Genomic DNA, 19,721 nt, shown 5'->3' on the forward strand with positions numbered 1-19,721 from the left:
CAAAAATCTCTTGCGGGCTTCCTATTTGGCGCTCACCTTCACCACCACTTCATAGCTGCCGGTGGGCCAGACCATGGCCCCGCTGGTGGTGGAGAGCTGCACCGGCACGTTGTACTGGCCGTTTTTCAGCTCGATGGACGCGCCGTCCACCTCGGCGACGATGTCGGTCCCCTCCAGGGCGTCGATGTCGTCGCGCAGCCCCACGAACTTCACCCCGTAGAGGCGGCGGGTCACCACCGAGATGTCGTAGTTCTCGGGGGCGTTGATGACGTTGATGTTGGAGACGGTGAAGCTGCCGCCGTCGTAGCGGCTGCCGAAGCTGACGGCCACCGAGTCGAAGTCGTCCAGGTTGACAAAGCCGGTGGGCAGCTGGTCTTGCACCTGGAAGGTGTAGCCGTTTTTGTAGTCGAAGTCCAGCACGTTGACATAGCCCAGGGTGATGGCGGTCATCCGGTCCACCGTCTCGGCGGGGCCGGCCACCTGGATGGTGGTCTCGCTCAGGTCGTACTGCAGGGCGCTGCCGTCCAGCCCGCTGGGCAGGTTGGTAAAGGCCACCTTCAGGGGCAGGGTGGCTTTTTTCAGCACCGGGATGGTCACCTGCACCTTGGGGGTGTCGATGGAGAGAGTGCTGCCCAGCTCGATCTCGCTGCCGTCGGCGGCGTAGAGGCGGACCTCCGCCTCCACCTTGGCGGTCTTTGCCAACTTGGTGTCCTTGCCGTCCAGCCGGACCTCGGCCTTGGCCACCTGGTCCACCGCCGACTCGGGCCCCTTGACGGTGATCTCCTTGGGGTTGGCGGCGGAGGAGCCGAGGATGTAGCCCTCCTCCGCGGTGTAGCCGGAAACGGCGACGGACAGTTCGGTCTTGAGGGTCTTGACCCGGTCAAAGGTCAGCTCCACCTGCTCGGGGGAGACCGAGAGGATGGTGAAGTCGGCCGCCGAGTCGACCTTCACCGCCCGCAGGGAGCAGGTGTACTTCCCCGCCTCGGTGACGCTGGTGAGCACCGGGTAGACCACGATGTCGGAGGGCTTGAGGGAACCCACCACCTCGCGGCGGCCCTCCACCTTGACGCGGACGGTGCGGTTTTGCCCGTCCACCACGTCCAGTCCCACCGAAGACAGGGTCTCGTTGCTGCCGGAGATGGTGATGGGCACGTCGGAGACGGTGGTGGTGATGGTGGGGCTGATGGTGAAGGCCACCACGAACCAAAAGAGGATGGCCACCCCCACCGAGAGCACCTTCATGAAGCGGCTGTCGTCCATCAGCCGCTGAAAATCGAGTTTCTTCATCTGTGTTCCCTCCTGCCAAAGGGGAAGCGGCGTTTTTTCTGCTCGGCGGCGGGGGCCTGGGGCAGCAGCTCGTTGGAGAGCAGCCGCTGCAGGTAGTCGCGCTCGATGCCCCGGTGGAGGTGGCCGTCGCAGGCCACCGAGATGAGGCCGGTCTCCTCGCTGACCACCACCACCACCGCGTCGGAGTTTTCAGAGACCCCCAGGGCCGCCCGGTGGCGGGTGCCCAACTCCTTGCTGATCTCAAAGTTTTGGGAGAGGGGGAGGAAGCAGCCCGCCGCGCAGACGCGGCCGTCGCGCATCACCACCGCCCCGTCGTGCAGGGGGGTATTGACGAAGAAGAGGTTGCCGAAGAGCTCGACACTGGGCTCGGCGTCCACCACGGTGCCGGTGGAGATAATGTCCCCCAGCTTGGTCTTTCGCTCGATGACGATGAGGGCGCCGGTCTTTTTGCCCGAGAGGATGTCGGCGGCGTCACAGACCACGACGATGGCCTTCTCCACCTTTCTGCGGGTGGCGTCGTCCACCGTGGAGCCGGAGGAGAAAAACCGCAGGCTGCGCAGCTTGGTGCGGCCCACCTTCTCCAGCGCGCGGCGGATCTCGGGCTGAAAGACCACCACCAGCGTCACCACCCCAAATTGGAGGATGGCGTTGAGGAGGAATTTCAGCGATTCCAGCCCCAGTTGGGAGGCCAGCACATAGGCCACCAAAAAGATGATGACCCCTTTGAGGAGTTGGGCCGCCCGGGTCTCCCGCACCAGGATAAAGGCGACGTAGACGATATAGGAGACGATGGCCACGTCCAGAACATCCATGACGGTGATGGTCTTGATGACGCTGACCAGCGAGTCGAAAAACGTGGTGATGGCTTGCATGGATAAGCCCCCTTCTATGGCAAAGGTTACAGGTGTTTACAGGCCGGGTCCCCCCACCCTGTCGGGGGAGGGAGGGGTCTCGATGGGCAGCAGCAGGCAGACGCTGTGGGCGGCAATGCCCTCCCGGCGGCCGGTGAAGCCCAGGTGCTCCTCGGTGGTGGCCTTGACGCTGATGTTTTCCAGTTCGGTCTGCAGGTCGCCGGCCAGGTTGCGGCGCATCTGCTCTATGTACGGGGCCAGTTTGGGGGCCTGGGCGATGACGGTGCAGTCCAGGTTGCCCAGCTTGTAGCCGCGCTCCTTCATCATCTCCCGCACCGCCCGCAGCAGGGCGCGGCTGTCGGCGCCCTTGTACATGGGGTCGGTGTCGGGGAAATGGGCGCCGATGTCCCCCAGCGCCAGGGCGCCCAGGATGGCGTCCATGGCGGCGTGCAGCAGCACGTCGGCGTCGGAATGGCCCAGCAGCCCCTGGTCGCAGGGCAGGTCCACCCCGCCCAAAATCAGCTGTCGGCCCGGCGAAAAGGCGTGCACGTCGTACCCGTGCCCGATGCGGATCGCTTGCATCTCTACTCCCCCCTCACGGCCAGGATCTGCTCGCAGAGAGCCAGGTCTTCCGGCGTGGTGATCTTGATGTTTTGATAGCTCCCCTGCGAGAGGTAGACGCGCCGTCCGGCGCTCTCGAAGAGCTGGCAGTCGTCGGTGTAATCCCGCCCCTGGGCGAGGGCCTCCTCCATGGCGCGGCGGTAGGTCCCCACCTCGAAGATCTGCGGGGTCTGGCAGGCAAACAGGGTGGCCCGGTCGGGGGTGGAGTCGATGAAGCCGTCCTCCCCCCGCACCTTGATGGTGTCCTTCACCGGGACGGCGGCCGCCGCCCCGCCGTGGGCGATGGCGTCGCGCAGCACCCGGCGGATGAGGGCCTTGTCGCAGAGGGGGCGGGCCCCGTCGTGGACGGCCAGGTACTGGCAGCGCCCGTCGAGACAGGCGAGGCCGATGGCCGCCGACTGCTGGCGGCTCTCCCCCCCGCGGACGATCTGGCTCACCTTCGCCAGCCGCCAGCGGGCGCAGAGGTCGGCCACCTTGGCGATCGACTCCTCCCGGGTGACCACCACGATCTCGCCGATCTCCCGGCACTCCTCAAAGGACAGCAGAGTGCGGGCCAGGCAGGGGATCCCCCCCACCGGGGCAAACTGCTTGTCGATCCCCTCCATCCGGCTGGCGCTGCCGGCGGCCACCACGATGGCCGACACAAAAGGCCGCTTCTCCCCCACGGCGCACCCCTCCTCCAAACGAAAAAAAGAGGCCGCCCAACCGGCTGCAAAAGGGCGGCTCAAAACGCTCCTATACGCCTAACAGTATACTATAAATCCCCTGTCGTTTAAACCCCTGATTTTTCCTGTTCGCCAAAAGTTCACAAAAGCGGCGGCCCTTCCTTGGGCGAAATGACCCCGCCGCCAAAAAAGGGGGCGAAACTTTGGCCAAAGCCCCCATTGCCAGCCCCCGCCGCGGGCGGATATAGTGTTGTTGTGCGACCATTTCGCCGGCTGTGCGCCGGCCCGATAGAAGGAGCGAGTGACAAATGGACAAACAGCAGATCAAGGCGGCCGTCTGCGCGGCCATCGACCAAAACCGGGACAAGCTCATCGCCCTGGGCAAGGACATCTTCTCCCACCCCGAGCTGGGCTATAAAGAGACCCGCACCAGCTCCCTGGTGCAGCGCACCTTTGAGGAGCTGGGGCTGCCCTATCAAAACGAGCTGGCCCTCACCGGGGTCAAGGCCCGGGCCGCCGGGCGGGACCACCGGGCCACCGTCGCGGTGATGGGGGAATTGGACGCCGTCGTCTCCCCCCTGCACCCCAACGCCGACAAGCAGACCGGCGCGGCCCACGCCTGCGGCCACAACGCCCAGATCACCACCATGTTGGGGGCGGCCATGGGCCTTTGCCTCTCGGGGGCGATGGAGCAGCTGGACGGGGACGCGGTCTTCATGGCGGTGCCCGCCGAGGAATTTGTGGAGCTGGAGTACCGGGAGAAGCTGCTGCGCGACGGCAAGATCGAATTTTTGGGCGGCAAGCAGCAGCTGATCGCCGAGGGCGCCTTTGACGACGTGGACATGGCGATGATGGTCCACTCGATGCCCGGGGCCCCCACCCCCCAGTTCACCGCCGTGGGCGCGGGCTGTTCGGGCTTTGTGGGCAAACTGGTGAAATACCGCGGCAAGGAGGCCCACGCCGGGGCCGCCCCCCACGACGGCATCAACGCCCTCAACGCCGCCTGCCTGGGGCTGATGGGCATCAACGCCCAGCGGGAGACCTTCAAGGACGAGGACGGCATCCGGGTGCACCCCATCATCACCAAGGGGGGCGACCTGGTCAACATCGTCCCCGCCGACGTGCGCATCGAGACCTATGTGCGGGGCCGGGGGATCGACGCCATTGTCGACGCCAGCAAAAAGGTGGACTGGGCCCTGCGGGGCGGGGCCATGGCCGTGGGGGCCGAGGTGGAGATCGTGCAGCTGCCCGGCTACCTGCCCATCGACACCAACCGCCAGATGGACGCCCTGTTCATGCAAAACGCCGCCGCGCTGGTGGGGGAGAAAAACGTGGTGGACGCCAGCGCCATGCCCGCCGGGGGCGGCAGCTCCGACGTGGGGGATCTGAGCCTGGTCATCCCCACCATCCAGCCGGTGGCCGGCGGCTTCAGCGGCACCGCCCACGCCATGGACTTTTTGGTCTGCGACGAGGAGATGGCCTACATCAACCCCGCCAAGATGATGGCCTGCACCGTGGTCGACCTGCTCTGCGATGGGGCCGAGGCCGCCTGCCAGGTCAAGGCCGAGTACAAGCCCACCTACACTAAGGAGACCTACCTCGCCTTCTGGCGGGAATTCGTCAAGGCCCAGTAGAAAATCCAACGCCCTTTGGCGCCCGGCGTCCCCCTTTTTTTCGGGGGCGGCGGGCGCCTTTTTGGCTGTGTGCAGGGGGCCGGTAAGGACCCCGCGGGCAGGCCGGCGAAAAAGGCCCTTTCCCGCAGCCCACAGGGCCACCCCGGGGTGCTTTCCTCCTCCCCCAGAGATCCCCACCGAGCGCAGGCCGCCCCTTTCCCCTTGCCCCTTGTCCCCCCGCCAAAAAACTGGTAAAATGGGCGGACAAAACCGAAAGGGGGAAGCGGTGGATGGCCATTGTTTTGGAGACCGAGCGGCTTGTTTTGCGGGGGATGGAGCAGGGGGACCTGGACGACCTGGCCCAGATGCTTCAGGACCCGCAGGGGATGCTGGCCTACGAGCACGACTTCACCCCCGAAGAGGTGCAGGACTGGCTGGACCGGCAGCGGGGCCGCTACGCCCGGTACGGCTACGGCCTCTGGGCGGCCTGCCGAAAAGACAGCGGCGAGATGGTGGGCCAGGTGGGGCTGACGTGGCAGCCCTGCGAGGAGGCAGAGGTGTTGGAGGTGGGCTACCTCCTCAAGCGCCGTTTCTGGCACCAGGGCTACGCCCGGGAGGCGGCCGCCGCCTGCCGGGACTACGCCTTCACGGTCCTGGGGGCCGAGAAGGTGCACGCCGTCATCAAAGCCGACAACCTGCCCTCCATCCGGGTGGCCCGCGCCCTGAGGATGGAGCGGGAGCGGGCCTTTCTCACCCACTATTACAGCGGCGAGCGGCTGCACTATCTCTACGCCGTCTGCCGCCCGCCCCAGGAGGGGTGATGGGTAAAAAACGACAAAAGAGAGGGGGGACCGGTCGTCCCCCCTCTCTTTTTGTGGGCGATTTTCGCATCTCTCCCATCAGCGCACGGTGCGCAGGGCCTCGATGAACTGGTCGGTGAGGGCCGGGTCAAACTGGGTGCCCCGGCAGCGCACAAGCTCCGCGATCCCCTCCTCAAAGGTGCGCCCCTTTTTGTAGGGCCGGTCCGAGAGGATGGCGTCAAAGCTGTCCACCAGGGTGAGCACCCGCGACAGGTAGGGGATCTCCTCCCCCTTCAGGCCGTCGGGGTAACCGCTGCCGTCGTAGCGCTCGTGGTGGTGGCGGACCAGTTCGGCGGTAAAGGCCAAACTGGGCAGGTTTTGCAGGATGTAGGCCCCCTCCTCGGGGTGGCGCTTCATCTCCCCCCACTCCTCGTCGGTGAGGCCGATGGGCTTGAGCAGCACTTCTTTGGGGATGTTGATCTTCCCCACGTCGTGGACATAGGCGGCGTAGACCAACTGCCCCGCCTCCTCCGGCGGGAGGGCCAGCTGCCGGGCCATCATGTCGGCGTAGTAGACCACCCGTTCGGTGTGGCCAAAGGTGTACATGTCCCTGGAGTTGACCACGGCGATGAGGGCCCTGATAGAGGCCAGGGCTTCCTCCACCCCCTCGCTCCCCTCCCGGGGGAACTGCTCCAGCAGCGAGACGTAGACCTCCACCCGGTTTTTGCGGAAGAACTTGGCCCGATAGAGGGCGTCGTCCCCGCTGTGCACCAGCTCCTTGTAGTCCGCCTGCTGGGGGGTGCGGGCAGCCACCCCGCAGGAGATGGTCAGCCGCCCGCCGGGCAGCACCTCCTCCCCGGGGAAGGGGTGCTCCTCCACCGCGGCGCGAAGCCGCTCGGCCAGGGCGCGGGCCTCCTCCTCCCCCACCCCCGGGAGGATGAGGGAGAACTCCTCCCCGCCGTAGCGGAAAATCTGCTTTCCGTCCCCCAAGAGCTGGGTGAAGAGGCCCGCCATGGCCACCAGCGCCGCGTCGCCGGCCTGGTGCCCGTGGCAGTCGTTGTAGGTCTTGAAGTAGTCCACGTCGGCAAAGATGAGGGAGAGGGGCTGGTCCTCTCTCACCGCCCGCTCAAAACCCGCCTGCACCGCGTCGTAAAAGCTGCGGTGGTTGAGAAGGCCGGTGAGCCCGTCCACCCGCACCTGCTTCTCCAAACTGGCGATGTACTCCTGCCGGATCTGGGAGTAAAAGCCCAGCGCCCAGGCGGTGACGATGAAGGCCCCGCAGAGGAGCAGGTCGTTTTGCATCTGCAGGTTGACCCCGCCCTGGGTGGGGGCCCAGACCGCGTCGATGGCCAGGACTGCCAGGGAGCAAAAGGCCGCCAGCCCCAGGCCGACGCGCATCCCCGACTCAAAGGTGTAGCTGATGATGAGGAAGAGAAAGAGGATCTTGTACTGGCTCTCCCAGAGGCCGGTGACGGCGATGGCGAAGAAGAACACCCCCAACATCAGCCCGCACTCCAGCGCCTTGCCCCAGCGCTGCTGCCGCTTGGTGGCCCGCCGCAGGTTGAAGAGGCAGAGGTAGATGGCCGCGGCGATGGCGATGGCCGCCAGGGGGACATACCAGACGTAGGAGGCAAACTCCGCCCCCGCGTCCACCTGCCAGTAGGCAAACTGCAAAAAGGCGATGGCGGCAAAGAAGAGGGAGAGGAGCCGGACCGAGAACAGAAAATCCTGTATGTTGAGGCGATCTGTCTTTTTGTTTGTCATCTTTGTCATCCTTGCCATCAGCCCCCCTTTCTGCCCGGGCGTTCTGCGCGCCCGGGCGTCGGTCGTTTTTTGTCACTGCTCTCTCGATTGTATGACCGATGTGTGACCCTGTCAAGGACAGATGTGCTGCAAAAAAGAGCCTCGCGGCTCTTTTTTGCGGTGCGCAGTCCCTGCTGTCTTACTTGTTCAGGCAATCGGGTTCCTTCGGCTGGTAGAAAAACCACAGGCAAGCCGAAGAGGCCATCAGGGCCGCGGCAGCAGTTGCCAGCGCCGCCAGCGCTGCATACCACTTCTTCCCTTTCACGTCCTGTCACCTCCTTTCCAGGCGGGCGCCGGAGCGCCCGCCGATCGCTTTGTCAGCCGCACCGCGGCCGGGGTGAGGGAGGCCGCCTGCCAGCAGATCGCCAGGCAGAGGGCGCCCCCGCAGCTCCTCCACCCGCCGCCGGCAAAGCCGCCGGCCAGGGAGAGGGCCGCCAAAAGGGAGGCCAGGGCCACCCCCCGCCTGCGAAAGGCGGCCCGCAGCCGCGCATCCCGCAGCTGCTTGTTGGGGTGATCCACCGGCGCCCAGAGGGAAATCGCCAGGATGGAGAGAAGGGAGAGGGCCGCCGCCCCCGCCAGCCAGAGGGGGCGGGGCAAGGGCAGGGCCCAGCCGGAGAGGAGGGCCATCCCCCAGCAGGAGAGGGCGCTTACCGCCCCGCAGAGAAGGGGGCTGGGCGCGTGGGCGCCGCCGCAGAGCCGGCGCAGCAGGGAGCCGCCGACCAGGGCGGTCAGCGCTTCCCCCAGGCAGCCGCTCAAGCCGCCCAGGGCGCCCACCGCCAGCAGGAGAAGCGCCGTCTGAAAGAGGCCGAAAAAGCCGTAGGCCAGCACCTCGACGCGCTCCTGCGGGTAGTCCAGGGCAGCGCCCACCCGCCCGGCCGCCCGTTGGGCGGCCCCTTCCAGCCAGCCCACCGGTCAGTCCTGCCGGGAGCGCTCGGCCCGCTTTTTTTTGAGGCCGTAAGCGCCCAGCAGCACCGCCGCCAGCAGCAACACGGTGGGCAGCCCGGCGACGGTCTTGTAGAGGCGGTTTTCAAAGATCGCCCCCAGGTCGCCGTGGAAGAAGAGCTGCAGGAGAAAGACGTTGAACGCCTCCAACAGGGCCAAAATCAGGGTGACGATCAGGCTGGACTTGATGGAGGTGAGCAGGTCGATCTTGCAGAGATAGGTGGCCAGAGAGATGAGGACGATGACGTTGAGGAGGATGTAGACGCCGTTGTTCAGGGGGAGGGCCCGGGTGAGGATGGTGGTGATCACCAGCACCCCGGCGGAGAGGAAGTACTGCCGCTTCTCCACCGGCTGGCCGGCAAAGACGTAGAGCCCGAAGAGGAGCAGCAGCACCTCCGGGATGTCGCGCAGCAAGAGTTCCAGCAAAAAAATCATCTATCCCAACTCCTTTGAGGCGGCCTTCTGCGCGAAGTGGCGCAGGGTCGCGTAGACGGCCAAAAAGCCCATCACCCGCACCAGCACATCCCCGATGCTGAGCACGCTGTAGCCGATGTCGATGTAGTCTGTGAGCACCTTCAGGCGGGTGGCGCCGTCCCCCAGCACATGGATGCCGCCCCCCAGGTTGAGGTTGCGGCTGTTGACATACCCCGTCAGGTAGGAGAGGGTGGGAAAAACCGGCATCTTCCCCCCGTTGAGGCCCATGACCAGGTTGTTGAGAAAACTGCCCAGAAAGACGCACCCTGCACTCAGGAGCCCCGCGTCCCAGAGCCGGTAGCCGATGAGGGGGAGGGCCAGGGCCAGCATGTAGCTGGTCTTGAGGATGGGGGCGTAGGGGATAAAGGTGTAGACCCCGCAGAAGACGCAGACCTGAAAGGCGATGGTGCAGAGTTCCAGCAGATAGGCGGGGTAGAGGAGCTTTGCCCGCTTGAGTCCGGCCAGGGGATACCCCTTGCGCCCGGCCCACCAAATGGCGAGAAGAATGGTCTCGATCACGCCGACCCGCCTTTCCCCGGCATTGCCGGCCCTGTATTTCTCACCCTCTCATTATATCGGCCTCCCAGGCCCCCGTCAACAAAAATCCCCCGAATATCCCCTTTATGAGACAAATTGGGGGATCCCCTTCAAATAAAATTTCAAAATCACCGATTTTCGCTGTTTTCCTCAAAAATGCGATAAAGTTTATCCAATTGCCAGCGCTCCACCCCCCTTTCTTTACCGCCCCTTGGCGCTTGCCCCCACCCGCAAAACGCGGTATCATAGAGGGGCCAAAAGGCAATCATCAATCGCGGCGGCCGCCGCTTTACAAGGAGGGCGCACCCATGGACAACAGGGCGCTGAAAGAGCGGGTATTTCAAACCATCGACGAGAACCGGGAGCGGATCATCGACGCGGGCAGGGCCATCTTCGCCTACCCCGAGCTGGGCTATAAGGAGCACTTTGCCAGCGAACTGGTGCAGACGGTCTTTTCCGAGCTGGGCCTCCCCTATCAGACCGGGCTGGGGCTCACCGGGGTCAAGGCCCGGGCCGCCGGGCGGGACCACCGGGCCACCGTGGCCCTGTTGGGGGAGCTGGACGCAGTGGTCTCCCCCACCCACCCCTTTGCCGACGAGCGCTCCGGCGCGGCCCACGCCTGCGGCCACAACGCCCAGATCGCCGCCATGCTGGGGGCGGCCATGGGTCTCTGCCTCTCGGGGGCGATGGAGCAGCTGGACGGGGACCTGGCCTTTCTGGCCGTCCCCGCCGAGGAGTTTGTGGAGCTGGAGTACCGTCAAAAGCTGCGGGACGAGGGCAAGGTGGAATTTGTGGGCGGCAAGCAGCAGTTGATCGCCGAGGGCGCCTTTGACGACGTGGACATGGCGATGATGGTCCACTCCTACTGCTCCCCCGACGTCCGCTCCTCGGTGGTGGGGGCCCCCTCCTCCGGCTTTGTGGGGAAGATCGTGCAGTACACCGGCAAAGAGGCCCACGCCGGGGTGGAGCCGGAAAATGGGATCAACGCCCTCAACGCCGCCATGCTGGGGCTGATGGCCGTCAACGCCCAGCGGGAGACCTTCAAAGACGACGACGGCATCCGGGTGCACCCCATCATCACCAAGGGGGGCGACCTGGTCAACATCGTCCCCGCCGACGTGCGCATCGAGACCTATGTGCGGGGGATGGACACCGACGCGGTGGTGGCAGCCAGCGCCAAGGTCAACCGCGCCCTGGAGGCGGGGGCCTACGCCGTGGGGGCCCGGTGCGAGATCAAGGAGCTGCCCGGCTACCTGCCCATGCGCCAGAACCCCGACCTGGACCGGGTATTCCTGCAAAATGCCCGCGCCCTGCTGGGGGAGGAGCACGTCATCGACGCCACCGTGGGCCCCAAAATGGGGGCCGGCTCGTCGGACATGGGGGACCTCAGCCATGTGATCCCGGCCATCCACCCGGTGGCGGGGGGATTTTGCGGCAACGCCCACGCCAAGGACTTCGCCATCTGCGACGAGGAGATGGCCTACATCCTCCCCGCCAAGATGATGGCCGCCACCGCCATCGACCTGCTCTGGGACGGGGCGGCAGAGGCCCTGCGGGTCAAGGAGAACTTTGTCCCCAAATACACCAAGGAGAGCTACCTCCAGTTCTGGCGGGAGTTTGTGGGGGAGTAGGGCGACCCCTCCCCCCAAGCCGGGCAACTGCAAGAAAACGGCGCTCCCCCGGCGGGAATGACTGGCCAGCCACCCGGGCAAACTGCGAGGGACAAACGTTTTGAAGGAGGACGGCAGATGGGACGGCAAATGGTGGAGCAGATGCCCTTTTCCAAAATCTATCCCCTCCTTGTCAACAAGGCGGTGAGAAAGGGGCGCACCAAGGGAGAGGTGGACGAGGTCATCTGCTGGCTGACCGGGTACAGCCAGGGGGAGATCGACACGCTGGCCGCGGGAGGGGGCAGCTATGCCGCCTTCTTTGAGGGGGCACCTCGGATGAACCCCGACCGGGAAACGATCAGCGGCACGGTCTGCGGCGTGCGGGTGGAGGCGGTGGAGGACCCCCTCCTGCGGGAGATCCGCCGCCTGGACAAGTTGGTGGACGAGCTGGCCAAAGGCCGGCCCCTGGACGCCGTTTTGCGGGCCCAATAGGAGCCCACCGGTAAAGTCTCATCGGCTGGGCGCCGGTCCCCAAAGGGCGTCGCACAGATTTAGCCCCGCAAGGAGCATCAAAATTTGTGCCCGCCCTCCACGCGCTGCCACCGGCAATCTGGGATGAGATGCAATTTCGCGCCATCTGCAACCCAAAATCGCTTTTCCCATTGCGTCTTCACCCTCTTTTTTCGGGGATCCCTCTGCAAGAACAATATGACTTCCCCGGCAGAGTCGGGGGGCCAAAGCCATAAAAGAAGGGCGACAGCAAATTGCTGTCGCCCCTCTTTTTTATTTCTTGTTGTCCTCTTTGAGGATGTAGACCGGCCGGCGCTTGGTCTCGAGATAGGTCTTGGAGAGGTACTGCCCCAGAATGCCCAGACAGAGCAGCTGGATGCCGCCGATGAGGAAGATAAAGCACATCATCGAGGGATAGCCCGCCACCGGGTCGCCCCAGACCAGGGTCTTGACGATGACCACCACGATCAAGATGGCCGCCAGCAGGCAGAAGAGAACGCCCATGAGGGAGGCGATGGCCAGGGGGGCGGTGGAGAAGGCGGTGATGCCGTCGATGGAGTAGAGCAGCAGCTTCCAGAAAGACCACTTGGTCTCCCCCGCGACCCGCTCCACATTCTCATACTCCAGCCACTTGGTGGAGAAACCCACCCAGCTGAAGATCCCCTTGGAGAAGCGGTTGTACTCGCTCATGGAGAGGATGGCGTCCACCATCTGCCGGGTCATCAGCCGAAAGTCCCGGGCGCCGTCCACGATCTCGGTGTCGGAGATCTTGTTGATGAGCTTGTAGAAGAGCCGGGCAAAGAAGGAGCGCACCTTTGGCTCCCCCTTGCGGGTGACCCGGCGGGTGCCCACGCAGTCGTATCCCTCCTCGGCGATGCCGCGGTACATCTCTTCGAGCATCTGGGGCGGGTCCTGCAAGTCGGCGTCCATCATGGCCACATAGTCGCCGGTGGCGTGCTGCAGCCCGGCAAAGATGGCCGCCTCCTTCCCAAAATTGCGGGAGAAGGAGAGGTAGCGCACCCGCTCGTCCCCCGCCGCCAGCTCCTTGAGCACCCCCAGGGTGCCGTCCTTGGATCCGTCGTCCACAAAGATAAAGGAGAAATCCACCCCGTAGGCGGCCTTCATCCGCCCGGCCACCTTGCAGATTTCCGGGTAAAAGTAGGGCAGGGACTCCTGCTCGTTGTAACAGGGAACCAGTACGGTAATCTCACTCATGCTGTCTCTCCATCCTTCTTTTTAAAAATCCACAGCTTGCTGAACAGGTAGTTGAGGACGATCACCACCACATTGGAGGCGATCTTCACGAGTAGGTCGGGGCAGGCCAGCCGGGTGACAAACAGCCACATGATCCCCATGTCCAGAGCGCCGGAGAAAAGCCTCGCCGCCACAAAGGAGCCGAATTCCCGCGCCAGGTGGCGGGCCCCGAAATCCCGGTTTTCAAAGACCCAGAGCTTGTTGGTCACATAGGCAAAGAGGACCGACAGCACCCAGGCCCAGACATTGCTCCCCATCTCCCCCATCCCCAACAGCCGGGTCAAGGCCGCGTAGGTGACGATGTTCACCAGGGTGGTGAGGGCGCCAAAAATCAGGTAGAGCAGAACGTCCTTGTACTTTTTCAAAAGGTCTTTCAACTTCTCATTCCTCCCAGCGGGCAATCAGGGTGTTGACACCATAGTAGCGCGCGGCGTGCTGGTTGACAAAATAAGAGGGATCTTCCCCGATGAGGACGCCGGTGTAATCCACGTTTTGCCGGGTCTTTCCCCCCTCAAAGGTAAAGGTGACTACGTCCTGCACCCCCGCCGCCTTCTGGGCGAGGATGTCCTCTTCCTGCTGGCGGTGGTAGAGTGCCGTGCGGGCGCAATCCAGCGAGGCGAAGAAATAATTGCCGGCAAATAAAACCAGGGCGCAGCCCGTAGCGGCCCAAACCATCTCCCGCCGCCAGGGAACGGAGACCTGCAGCACCTGTAAGCAGGCGACCGTCAAAAAGGCAAAGACCCCAAACATCGCCCGTTCGGGGTAGTAGGGCGAGAGAATCATCGCGTAGTTGCAGGCGATCCCCGCCACAAAGAAGAAGGTGGGCAGCAGCAGCTCCCGGCGTCGCTCCCCCTTGAAAAAAATGTAGAGAAACAGGGCCGCAAAGAGTAAGACCAGCAGGAGGGCATTGTCCCACAGCTGTTGGGTGGCGGTCTCAAAGCGCTTCAGATAGCGGATAAAAAGGCTACTGCTCTCCTGAAAGTACTCCTTGCGCAGAGCGTTTCCAGGGGCCAGCACCAACAGCGCCAACCCCACCGCACAGCCGACACAGCCCGCCGTCAGCGAGAGGGGGACCTGTTTGTCCCGCACCCAGAGGGCAATCAGAAAACCGACGCCCAGGAGCAGACAGGCCCCCGAGGTGTTTTCGTTGCACCAGCCGGCGGCGACCCCCACGGCAAAGAGAAGGGGCGTCCACCCCGGCCTCGCAAAGGCCTGCGGCCTGTCCCAGTGAATCCTGTAAAAGAGGAGAAAGCCCAGGACAATGGCGCCGCACCACAGGTAGTTGCAGGCGCCGGTCAGCCAAATCATGTCCTCTGCGTAGTTTGGCAGCAGCGCCCAGAAGGACAGCTGCGCCAAGAGGTAAACGGGAACGCTGTCCTTTTTGCCGAGTCGGGCATGGCGGTATAAAAACCAGGTAAAGGCCAGGTAGACCAAGGTGTTGCAGAGGTTGAAGAGCGGCTTTCCCAGCCAACAGAAAAGCTGGGCAAAAATATGGGCCACCGTCCGCCCACCCCAGGTAAAGTAGTGGACGTACTGGGAGGAAAAAACATCCCCCAGACTGGCAATCGGCGCGCCGGTCCCATAATGAAAAGCATAGAGATAATCATCGCAATAGAGAGGAGCCAGTGCGTTGAGGACAAAAAACAGCACCCCGCTGACAGCCACAGCCCAGTAGAGGGTCCGGCGACTGGAGCGATCTTCCCGCCGGAGCGATGCCCCGCCCTGCCCCTTCAAGATTCTCACGCTTCGATTTCCCCTCTCCCACTGAATTTCTGTTCATTATACCAAAAAAAGGCGGTTTCCACAACCGCCTTTTCCCTGTCGGAAATCCTATTCCACCGATTTGAGGCTCTCCACCATATCCACCTTTTTCAGGTGAAAGTGCATGGCCAGGTTGACCAGCACCGCGAAGAGGATGGTCAGCGCCGCCGAGAGGAGGTAGCTGAGGGGGGCCACCGTCCGCCCGAACATGATGGTGTCGATCTCGGCAGTGGTGATGACGAACCGGTGCAGCCAGATGCCCCCCAGCAGCCCGGCCACGGTGCCCATGAGGGTGAGGGCCACATTCTCCCGGAAGATGTAGGCCGAGACCTCCTTGTCGTAAAAGCCCAGCACCTTGATGGTGGCGATCTCCCGCAGTCGCTCGGCCACGTTGATGTTGGTGAGATTGTAGAGCACCACAAAGGCCAGCGCCCCGGCCGAGACGATGAGCACCAACACCACGTAGTTGAGGCTGGCCACCGTGTCGCCAAAGCTGTTTTTGATGCCGCTGGTGTAGCTGATCATCAGCACCCCGTCGCGCTCTAACAGCGCCCCGGAAAGGGCGTCCTGCCCCTCCTGTCCCGGGTCGTCCATCTGCAAGAGCAGGGTGTTGGGGCGCATCTCCTCCCCAAAGACCTGCCGGTAGTAGGCGGGGGAGAGGTAGAGGTAGTGGAAGGCGTAGTTCTCGGTGATCGCGGCCACCTTGACCGGGAGCTGTTCCTCCGAGTCGGCCACCAAAAAGATCTCGTCCCCCGCCGAGACCCCCATCAGGCTGGCGGCCTTCTCGCTGAGGACCGCCCCCTCGTCGGTGAGGGGGATGGGCGTGTGCCCCTTGCGGGTGCGCAGCACGATCTGCTCACCCAGCCGCTCCGGCTCCTCGGGCACCACCAGGGTCAGTTCCAGCTGGCGGCTGTCGCTGCCGGCGGTGACCGACTTCTCGCGGGCGTACTGGCGCGCCCCCAGCCCCAACTGGCCGGCCAGGAGGGCGTCGAAGTCCTCCCTGTCCTCGGCGAGGGTGTCCTCGTCAAAGACCACCTGCCCGTCGTAGACATCCAGCTCGCCGAACTGGATGCTGACGATGTCGGAGATGGAGTCCTTTACCCCAAAGCCCGCCATCATCAGCGCGGTGCAGCCGGCGATCCCCAGCACCGTCATGGCGATGCGCTTTTTGTAGCGAAAGAGGTTGCGCACCGTCACCTTGCCGATGAAGCTCAGCCGGTCCCAGACAAAGTCCACCCGCTCCAGCAGCACCCGCTTGCCCGCCTTGGGGGCCTTGGGGCGCATCAGCTGGGAGGGGGTCTCCCGCAGCTCCTTGACGCAGGCGTAGAGCACCGCCAAAGCCGCGCAGGCCGCCGACCCCAGGGTGATCCAGAGGAGGTAGTCCAGGCGGATGGGGGCGATGACCTTCGTCATCCGGTACATGATGGAGTAGGCGTTGAAGATGACGTTGGGGAAGAGGAGCAGCCCCCCCACGATGCCGAAGACCGCCCCCAGCACCGCCGCCGTCACGGCATAGATCAGGTACTTGCAGATGACCGCGCTGCTGCCGTATCCCAGGGCCTTGACGGTGCCCGCCTGGGTGCGCTGCTCCTCCACCATCCGGGTCATGGTGGTCAGGCAGACCAGGGCCGCCACCGCGAAGAAAAACACCGGGAAGACAAGGGAGATGGCGTCGATGCGGTCGGCGTCGTCGGCAAAGCCGGAGTAGCCCACGTTCCCATCCCGGTCGTAGAGATACCACTTGGGCAGGGCGATGTCCGCCAGCTTGGCCCGGTTCTCGTCGATCTCCTCCTGCCCGTCGGCGATCTGGGTGGCAAAACTCGCCTTGGCGCTCTCGTACTCGGCGGCGCCGCTGCGGTATTCCCTCTGGCCCTGCTGGTACTGGGCCAACCCGGTCTGGTACTGGGCCAGGCCCTGCTGGTAGTCGCTCTTGGCCTTTGTCAGGTCGGCCCGGGCTTGGTCGAGCTGGGCCTGGCCGTCCTTCTTGGCGGCGGCTAAGTCAGCCTCCCCCTGGGCCAACTGGGCGCGGCCCCCGTCCAGTTGGGCCTGCATCCCCTGCAACTGCCCGGCCAGGGCCTGGTACTGCGCCTGCAGTTCCGGCGGCAGCTGGGCGGGGTCGCCCATGGCGGCCAGCTGACCCTGCAGGGTCGTGACCCCCTGCTCCAACTGGGCCAACTGGCTGCGGGACCGCTCCAATTCGGCCTGACCGGCGGCGATCTTCTCATCAAAGGCGGCCTGGTTTTGGGGGATGGCCGCCTCCCCCGCCGCGATCTGGCTCTTGGCGTCGGCCAGCTTTTTCCCGCTGGCGTCCAGGGTGCTCTTGGCGCTCTGCAGCTCGGCGGCGGCGCTGTCGAGCTTTTTCTTGGCCGCGTCCAGTTCGGCCTGCCCGTCGGCCTTTGCCCGATCCAGTTCGGCCTGGGCGTCGTCAAGCTTGCCTGCGGCCTCCTCGTAGATCTCGTCGTAGCGGGCCTGGGCGCGGGCCTCCCCCACCCCCTCGAGGCGGACCTTGGCGTCGGCCACCAGTTGATCGTACTCCTCCCCGAAGCAGTCCAGCTCTGCCGCCCCCTTGAGGGTCAGGTAGGCCTCGGTGTAGTAGTCGAGGACAAAGGCCTCATCGGGGATGAGCAGCAGGTCGTCCACCGTGCCGCTGCCGATGCTGGTGGTGCCCATGGAGAAGGTGATGTAGAGGGGGCACTGGGCGACCCCCACCACCGTGTAGCTGCTCTCCTCCAGGGTGTCCGACAGCGCCTCCCCCTCCTTGCCGGGGGAGAGGGTCACGGTGTCGCCGATCTGCAGCCGCCGGCTCAGGTGGCCGCCGTACTGGATGAGGCACTCGTTCTCCGCCTCGGGCAGCCGCCCCTCCATCAGCCGGGGGGCGTTGATCCCCCCCTCTCCCGGCAGCCCCAGCACCTTGATGACGCTGGATTTCTCGCCGTCGTGCACCAGGGTGTCCACCGAGTGGGCCGGCTCCACCGCCTTGACCATCTCATCGGCCTCCAGGGCGGCGATGTCGTCCCCGTTGAGTCCGTAGGTGGAGAGGGCCTTGATGTCCATCAAATCCTGCTCGTCAAAATAGGCGTCGCCGGTGAGCTTCATGTCCGGCCCGGTGGCCTTGATCCCCGCAAAAAAGCCGGCCCCCAGGGCCACGATCAAGAAGATAGAGAAAAACCGGCTCTTGGTCTTGCGCACCTCCCGGAAGGCGTCCTTCCAGAGGGCGGTCTTGCGCTGTCTCTTCACCGTCTACCACTCAATTCTTTCCACCGGGGTGGGGGCGTCGTTTTTCTCCATGCTCCGCACCCGGCTGTTTTTGATTTTGATGACCCGGTCCGCCATGGGGGTAAGGGCGGTGTTGTGGGTGATGACCACCACCGTGGTCCCGGTGTTGCGGCAGGTGTCCTGCAACAGCTTCAAAATGCTCTTGCCGGTCTCGTAGTCCAGCGCGCCGGTGGGCTCGTCGCAGAGCAGGAGCTTGGGCCGCTTGGCCAGGGCCCGGGCGATGGCCACCCGCTGCTGCTCCCCGCCGGAGAGCTGGGCGGGAAAGTTCTTCATCCGCTCCCCCAGCCCCACCTGGCGCAGCACTTCCTCGGCGTCCTCCGGCTCCCGGCAGATCTGGGAGGCCAGCTCCACATTCTCCTTGGCGGTGAGGTTTTGCACCAGGTTGTAAAACTGAAAGACAAAGCCGATGTCGTAGCGGCGGTAGGTGATGAGCTCTTTGCGGGAGTAGGCGCTCACCTCCTTGCCGTCCACCCAGATCTTGCCGCCGTCGCAGCTGTCCATCCCCCCGAGGATGTTGAGGACGGTGGTCTTGCCCGCGCCGCTGGGCCCGACGATGACGCAGAACTCCCCCTTCTCGATGGAAAAGGTGATGCCGTCCGCCGCGCGGATGGTCACCTCCCCCATCCGGTACTCCTTGACCACGTCCTGAAACTCGACAAATGCCATCTCTCTGCCCCCAGCGGGCGCCAGAGCGCCCTGTATTTTGAAAAAGGGAGCGGGGCCGCCCGACGGCGAAACACCCGCGATCCCATCTCTATGCATCTTCTGCCATATCTGTCCATTCTGGTTCATTGTACACCATATTTCGCCCCCGGTGATAGCAAAATTGTAAACAGAAAAAATTTTGCCCGGGCAAAAGCGCCCCCTCGCCCACCGGCATCAAACGCCCCCCTCCGGCAGCCTGCACCGCCCCTTTGGGGCAGGGGCATCAAAACCGGCGGTCAAAGGGCCCCAGGGGAAGGGGCAGCCAGCGCAGACCGGCGACACCCCCCGGCGCAGGCGCGCTGCACCGCCCCGAGGCGGCAGACCCGCGGGAACGCCGAGCGGCGGCGCCCCCTCTCGCCGGGGGCGCCGCCGCCGTTTACGCCCAGATGCGCGCCACCAGGGCGGGCAGCTCTGCCAGCGCGTCGATGGTGTAGTCGGCCTCAGGGGCCCGGCCAAAGCCGTAGCGGGCGTGGATGAAGGGCACCCCCGCCCGGTGGGCGGCGTCGCAGTCCATCTCCGTGTCCCCCACGTAGAGCACCCGGGAGAGCCCCTCCCGCCGGGCCACCAGGGAGATGTTGTCCCACTTGGGCAGCCCGGTGTGGCCGGCGTTCTCGCTGCCGGCAAAGTAGTGCCCCAGCCCGTGGGCGGCGTAGAAGGCCTCGATATACCCCTCCTGGCAGTTGGAGACCACGTAGAGCGGCCAGCGGGCCGAGAGGGTGGCCAGGGTCTCCTCCAGCCCGGGGTAGAGGGTGCCGCCGGTCCGCTCGAGGTAGGCGTTCTCCTCGTCGCAGCAGCGGGCCACGATCTCGTGGGCCCGCGCCACCGGCACGCCGGTGAAGAGGGCCTCGCCGATCTTGGGCAGGGTCTTGCCCATGACCCCCTTCATCTGGGCCTCGGTGATGGGGCCCACCTCGGGGAAGTGCCGCAGGGTCAGGTTCCAGGACTCCACCACCCGGGCCGCCGCGTCCCAGAGGGTGCCGTCCAAGTCAAAGAGGATGCCGTCTTTCTGCAC

Annotated in this window: 19 protein-coding genes; 4 read left to right on the forward strand and 15 right to left on the reverse strand. The window is 64.8% G+C overall.

All coding sequences use genetic code 11. The features are described from left to right. Nucleotides 1–21 precede the first annotated feature (21 nt). From GT748_RS03605 to ispD, 4 genes are read right to left on the reverse strand one after another with little or no spacing between them, the layout of a single operon-like run. Nucleotides 22–1,287 (reverse strand): CdaR family protein, encoded by a 1,266-nt coding sequence (locus tag GT748_RS03605; RefSeq protein ID WP_021660782.1) that lies wholly within the window; start codon nucleotides 1,285–1,287, stop codon nucleotides 22–24. Then, nucleotides 1,284–2,159, reverse strand: coding sequence for a diadenylate cyclase CdaA (gene cdaA, locus GT748_RS03610; protein ID WP_021660781.1), 876 nt, complete (start codon nucleotides 2,157–2,159; stop codon nucleotides 1,284–1,286). The genes GT748_RS03605 and cdaA overlap by 4 nt, the downstream gene beginning before the upstream one ends. A 36-nt stretch (nucleotides 2,160–2,195) precedes the next feature. Further along, nucleotides 2,196–2,720 carry a 2-C-methyl-D-erythritol 2,4-cyclodiphosphate synthase gene (gene ispF, locus GT748_RS03615; protein ID WP_021660780.1) on the reverse strand — a complete coding sequence of 175 codons (525 nt, stop codon included), beginning with the start codon at nucleotides 2,718–2,720 and terminating at the stop codon, nucleotides 2,196–2,198. A gap of 2 nt (nucleotides 2,721–2,722) precedes the next feature. After that, nucleotides 2,723–3,424, reverse strand: a complete 702-nt coding sequence (gene ispD / locus GT748_RS03620) for a 2-C-methyl-D-erythritol 4-phosphate cytidylyltransferase (protein WP_083546620.1) — start codon at nucleotides 3,422–3,424, stop codon at nucleotides 2,723–2,725. 308 nt (nucleotides 3,425–3,732) lie between these two features. On the opposite strand from ispD, the gene GT748_RS03625 reads away from it, so the two are divergent. Both GT748_RS03625 and GT748_RS03630 read left to right on the forward strand, forming a co-directional pair. Continuing rightward, a complete protein-coding gene (locus GT748_RS03625; protein ID WP_161213255.1) occupies nucleotides 3,733–5,058 on the forward strand; it encodes an amidohydrolase in 1,326 nt (441 codons plus the stop codon). 269 nt (nucleotides 5,059–5,327) lie between these two features. Further along, complete coding sequence (locus GT748_RS03630) at nucleotides 5,328–5,858, forward strand: GNAT family N-acetyltransferase (RefSeq protein ID WP_021660773.1); 531 nt, start codon at nucleotides 5,328–5,330, stop codon at nucleotides 5,856–5,858. 78 nt (nucleotides 5,859–5,936) lie between these two features. Here the strand turns inward: GT748_RS03630 and GT748_RS03635 are convergent, their stop codons facing one another. From GT748_RS03635 to GT748_RS03655, 5 genes are all read right to left on the reverse strand, one after another. Beyond that, nucleotides 5,937–7,601, reverse strand: a complete 1,665-nt coding sequence (locus GT748_RS03635; protein WP_161213254.1) for a bifunctional diguanylate cyclase/phosphohydrolase — start codon at nucleotides 7,599–7,601, stop codon at nucleotides 5,937–5,939. Nucleotides 7,602–7,779: 178 nt separating this feature from the next. Beyond that, the gene (locus GT748_RS03640) at nucleotides 7,780–7,905 is read right to left on the reverse strand and encodes a cyclic lactone autoinducer peptide (RefSeq protein ID WP_044993103.1); all 126 of its coding nucleotides are present in this window, start codon (nucleotides 7,903–7,905) and stop codon (nucleotides 7,780–7,782) included. Next, complete coding sequence (locus GT748_RS03645) at nucleotides 7,902–8,549, reverse strand: accessory gene regulator B family protein (RefSeq protein ID WP_021660769.1); 648 nt, start codon at nucleotides 8,547–8,549, stop codon at nucleotides 7,902–7,904. The genes GT748_RS03640 and GT748_RS03645 overlap by 4 nt, the downstream gene beginning before the upstream one ends. Nucleotides 8,550–8,552: 3 nt before the next feature. Next, the gene (locus GT748_RS03650; RefSeq protein ID WP_021660768.1) at nucleotides 8,553–9,017 is read right to left on the reverse strand and encodes a hypothetical protein; all 465 of its coding nucleotides are present in this window, start codon (nucleotides 9,015–9,017) and stop codon (nucleotides 8,553–8,555) included. Further along, nucleotides 9,018–9,575, reverse strand: a complete 558-nt coding sequence (locus GT748_RS03655) for a DUF5317 family protein (protein WP_021660767.1) — start codon at nucleotides 9,573–9,575, stop codon at nucleotides 9,018–9,020. A gap of 326 nt (nucleotides 9,576–9,901) precedes the next feature. On the opposite strand from GT748_RS03655, the gene GT748_RS03660 reads away from it, so the two are divergent. Next, nucleotides 9,902–11,224 carry an amidohydrolase gene (locus tag GT748_RS03660; protein WP_073261141.1) on the forward strand — a complete coding sequence of 441 codons (1,323 nt, stop codon included), beginning with the start codon at nucleotides 9,902–9,904 and terminating at the stop codon, nucleotides 11,222–11,224. A gap of 117 nt (nucleotides 11,225–11,341) precedes the next feature. Further along, the gene (locus GT748_RS03665; protein ID WP_044993102.1) at nucleotides 11,342–11,695 is read left to right on the forward strand and encodes a DUF2200 domain-containing protein; all 354 of its coding nucleotides are present in this window, start codon (nucleotides 11,342–11,344) and stop codon (nucleotides 11,693–11,695) included. Between the two features lie 291 nt (nucleotides 11,696–11,986). Here the strand turns inward: GT748_RS03665 and GT748_RS03670 are convergent, their stop codons facing one another. The 6 genes from GT748_RS03670 to GT748_RS03695 all read right to left on the reverse strand — a co-directional run bounded on the left by GT748_RS03670 (nucleotide 11,987) and on the right by GT748_RS03695 (nucleotide 19,721). Further along, nucleotides 11,987–12,928 (reverse strand): glycosyltransferase family 2 protein, encoded by a 942-nt coding sequence (locus tag GT748_RS03670; protein ID WP_161213253.1) that lies wholly within the window; start codon nucleotides 12,926–12,928, stop codon nucleotides 11,987–11,989. Further along, nucleotides 12,925–13,344 carry a GtrA family protein gene (locus GT748_RS03675; protein ID WP_161213252.1) on the reverse strand — a complete coding sequence of 140 codons (420 nt, stop codon included), beginning with the start codon at nucleotides 13,342–13,344 and terminating at the stop codon, nucleotides 12,925–12,927. Before GT748_RS03675 ends, GT748_RS03670 begins: the two co-directional genes overlap by 4 nt. A 4-nt stretch (nucleotides 13,345–13,348) precedes the next feature. Next, nucleotides 13,349–14,710, reverse strand: a complete 1,362-nt coding sequence (locus GT748_RS03680; protein ID WP_021660759.1) for a DUF3329 domain-containing protein — start codon at nucleotides 14,708–14,710, stop codon at nucleotides 13,349–13,351. 87 nt (nucleotides 14,711–14,797) lie between these two features. Continuing rightward, nucleotides 14,798–17,965 (reverse strand): ABC transporter permease, encoded by a 3,168-nt coding sequence (locus GT748_RS15915; RefSeq protein ID WP_021660758.1) that lies wholly within the window; start codon nucleotides 17,963–17,965, stop codon nucleotides 14,798–14,800. A gap of 3 nt (nucleotides 17,966–17,968) precedes the next feature. Beyond that, nucleotides 17,969–18,670 carry an ABC transporter ATP-binding protein gene (locus tag GT748_RS03690; protein WP_044993101.1) on the reverse strand — a complete coding sequence of 234 codons (702 nt, stop codon included), beginning with the start codon at nucleotides 18,668–18,670 and terminating at the stop codon, nucleotides 17,969–17,971. Between the two features lie 415 nt (nucleotides 18,671–19,085). Then, nucleotides 19,086–19,721 (reverse strand): HAD family hydrolase, encoded by a 636-nt coding sequence (locus GT748_RS03695; RefSeq protein ID WP_021660460.1) that lies wholly within the window; start codon nucleotides 19,719–19,721, stop codon nucleotides 19,086–19,088.

Source organism: Bittarella massiliensis (ex Durand et al. 2017) (assembly GCF_009876955.1).
Lineage (GTDB): Bacteria > Bacillota > Clostridia > Oscillospirales > Ruminococcaceae > Bittarella > Bittarella massiliensis.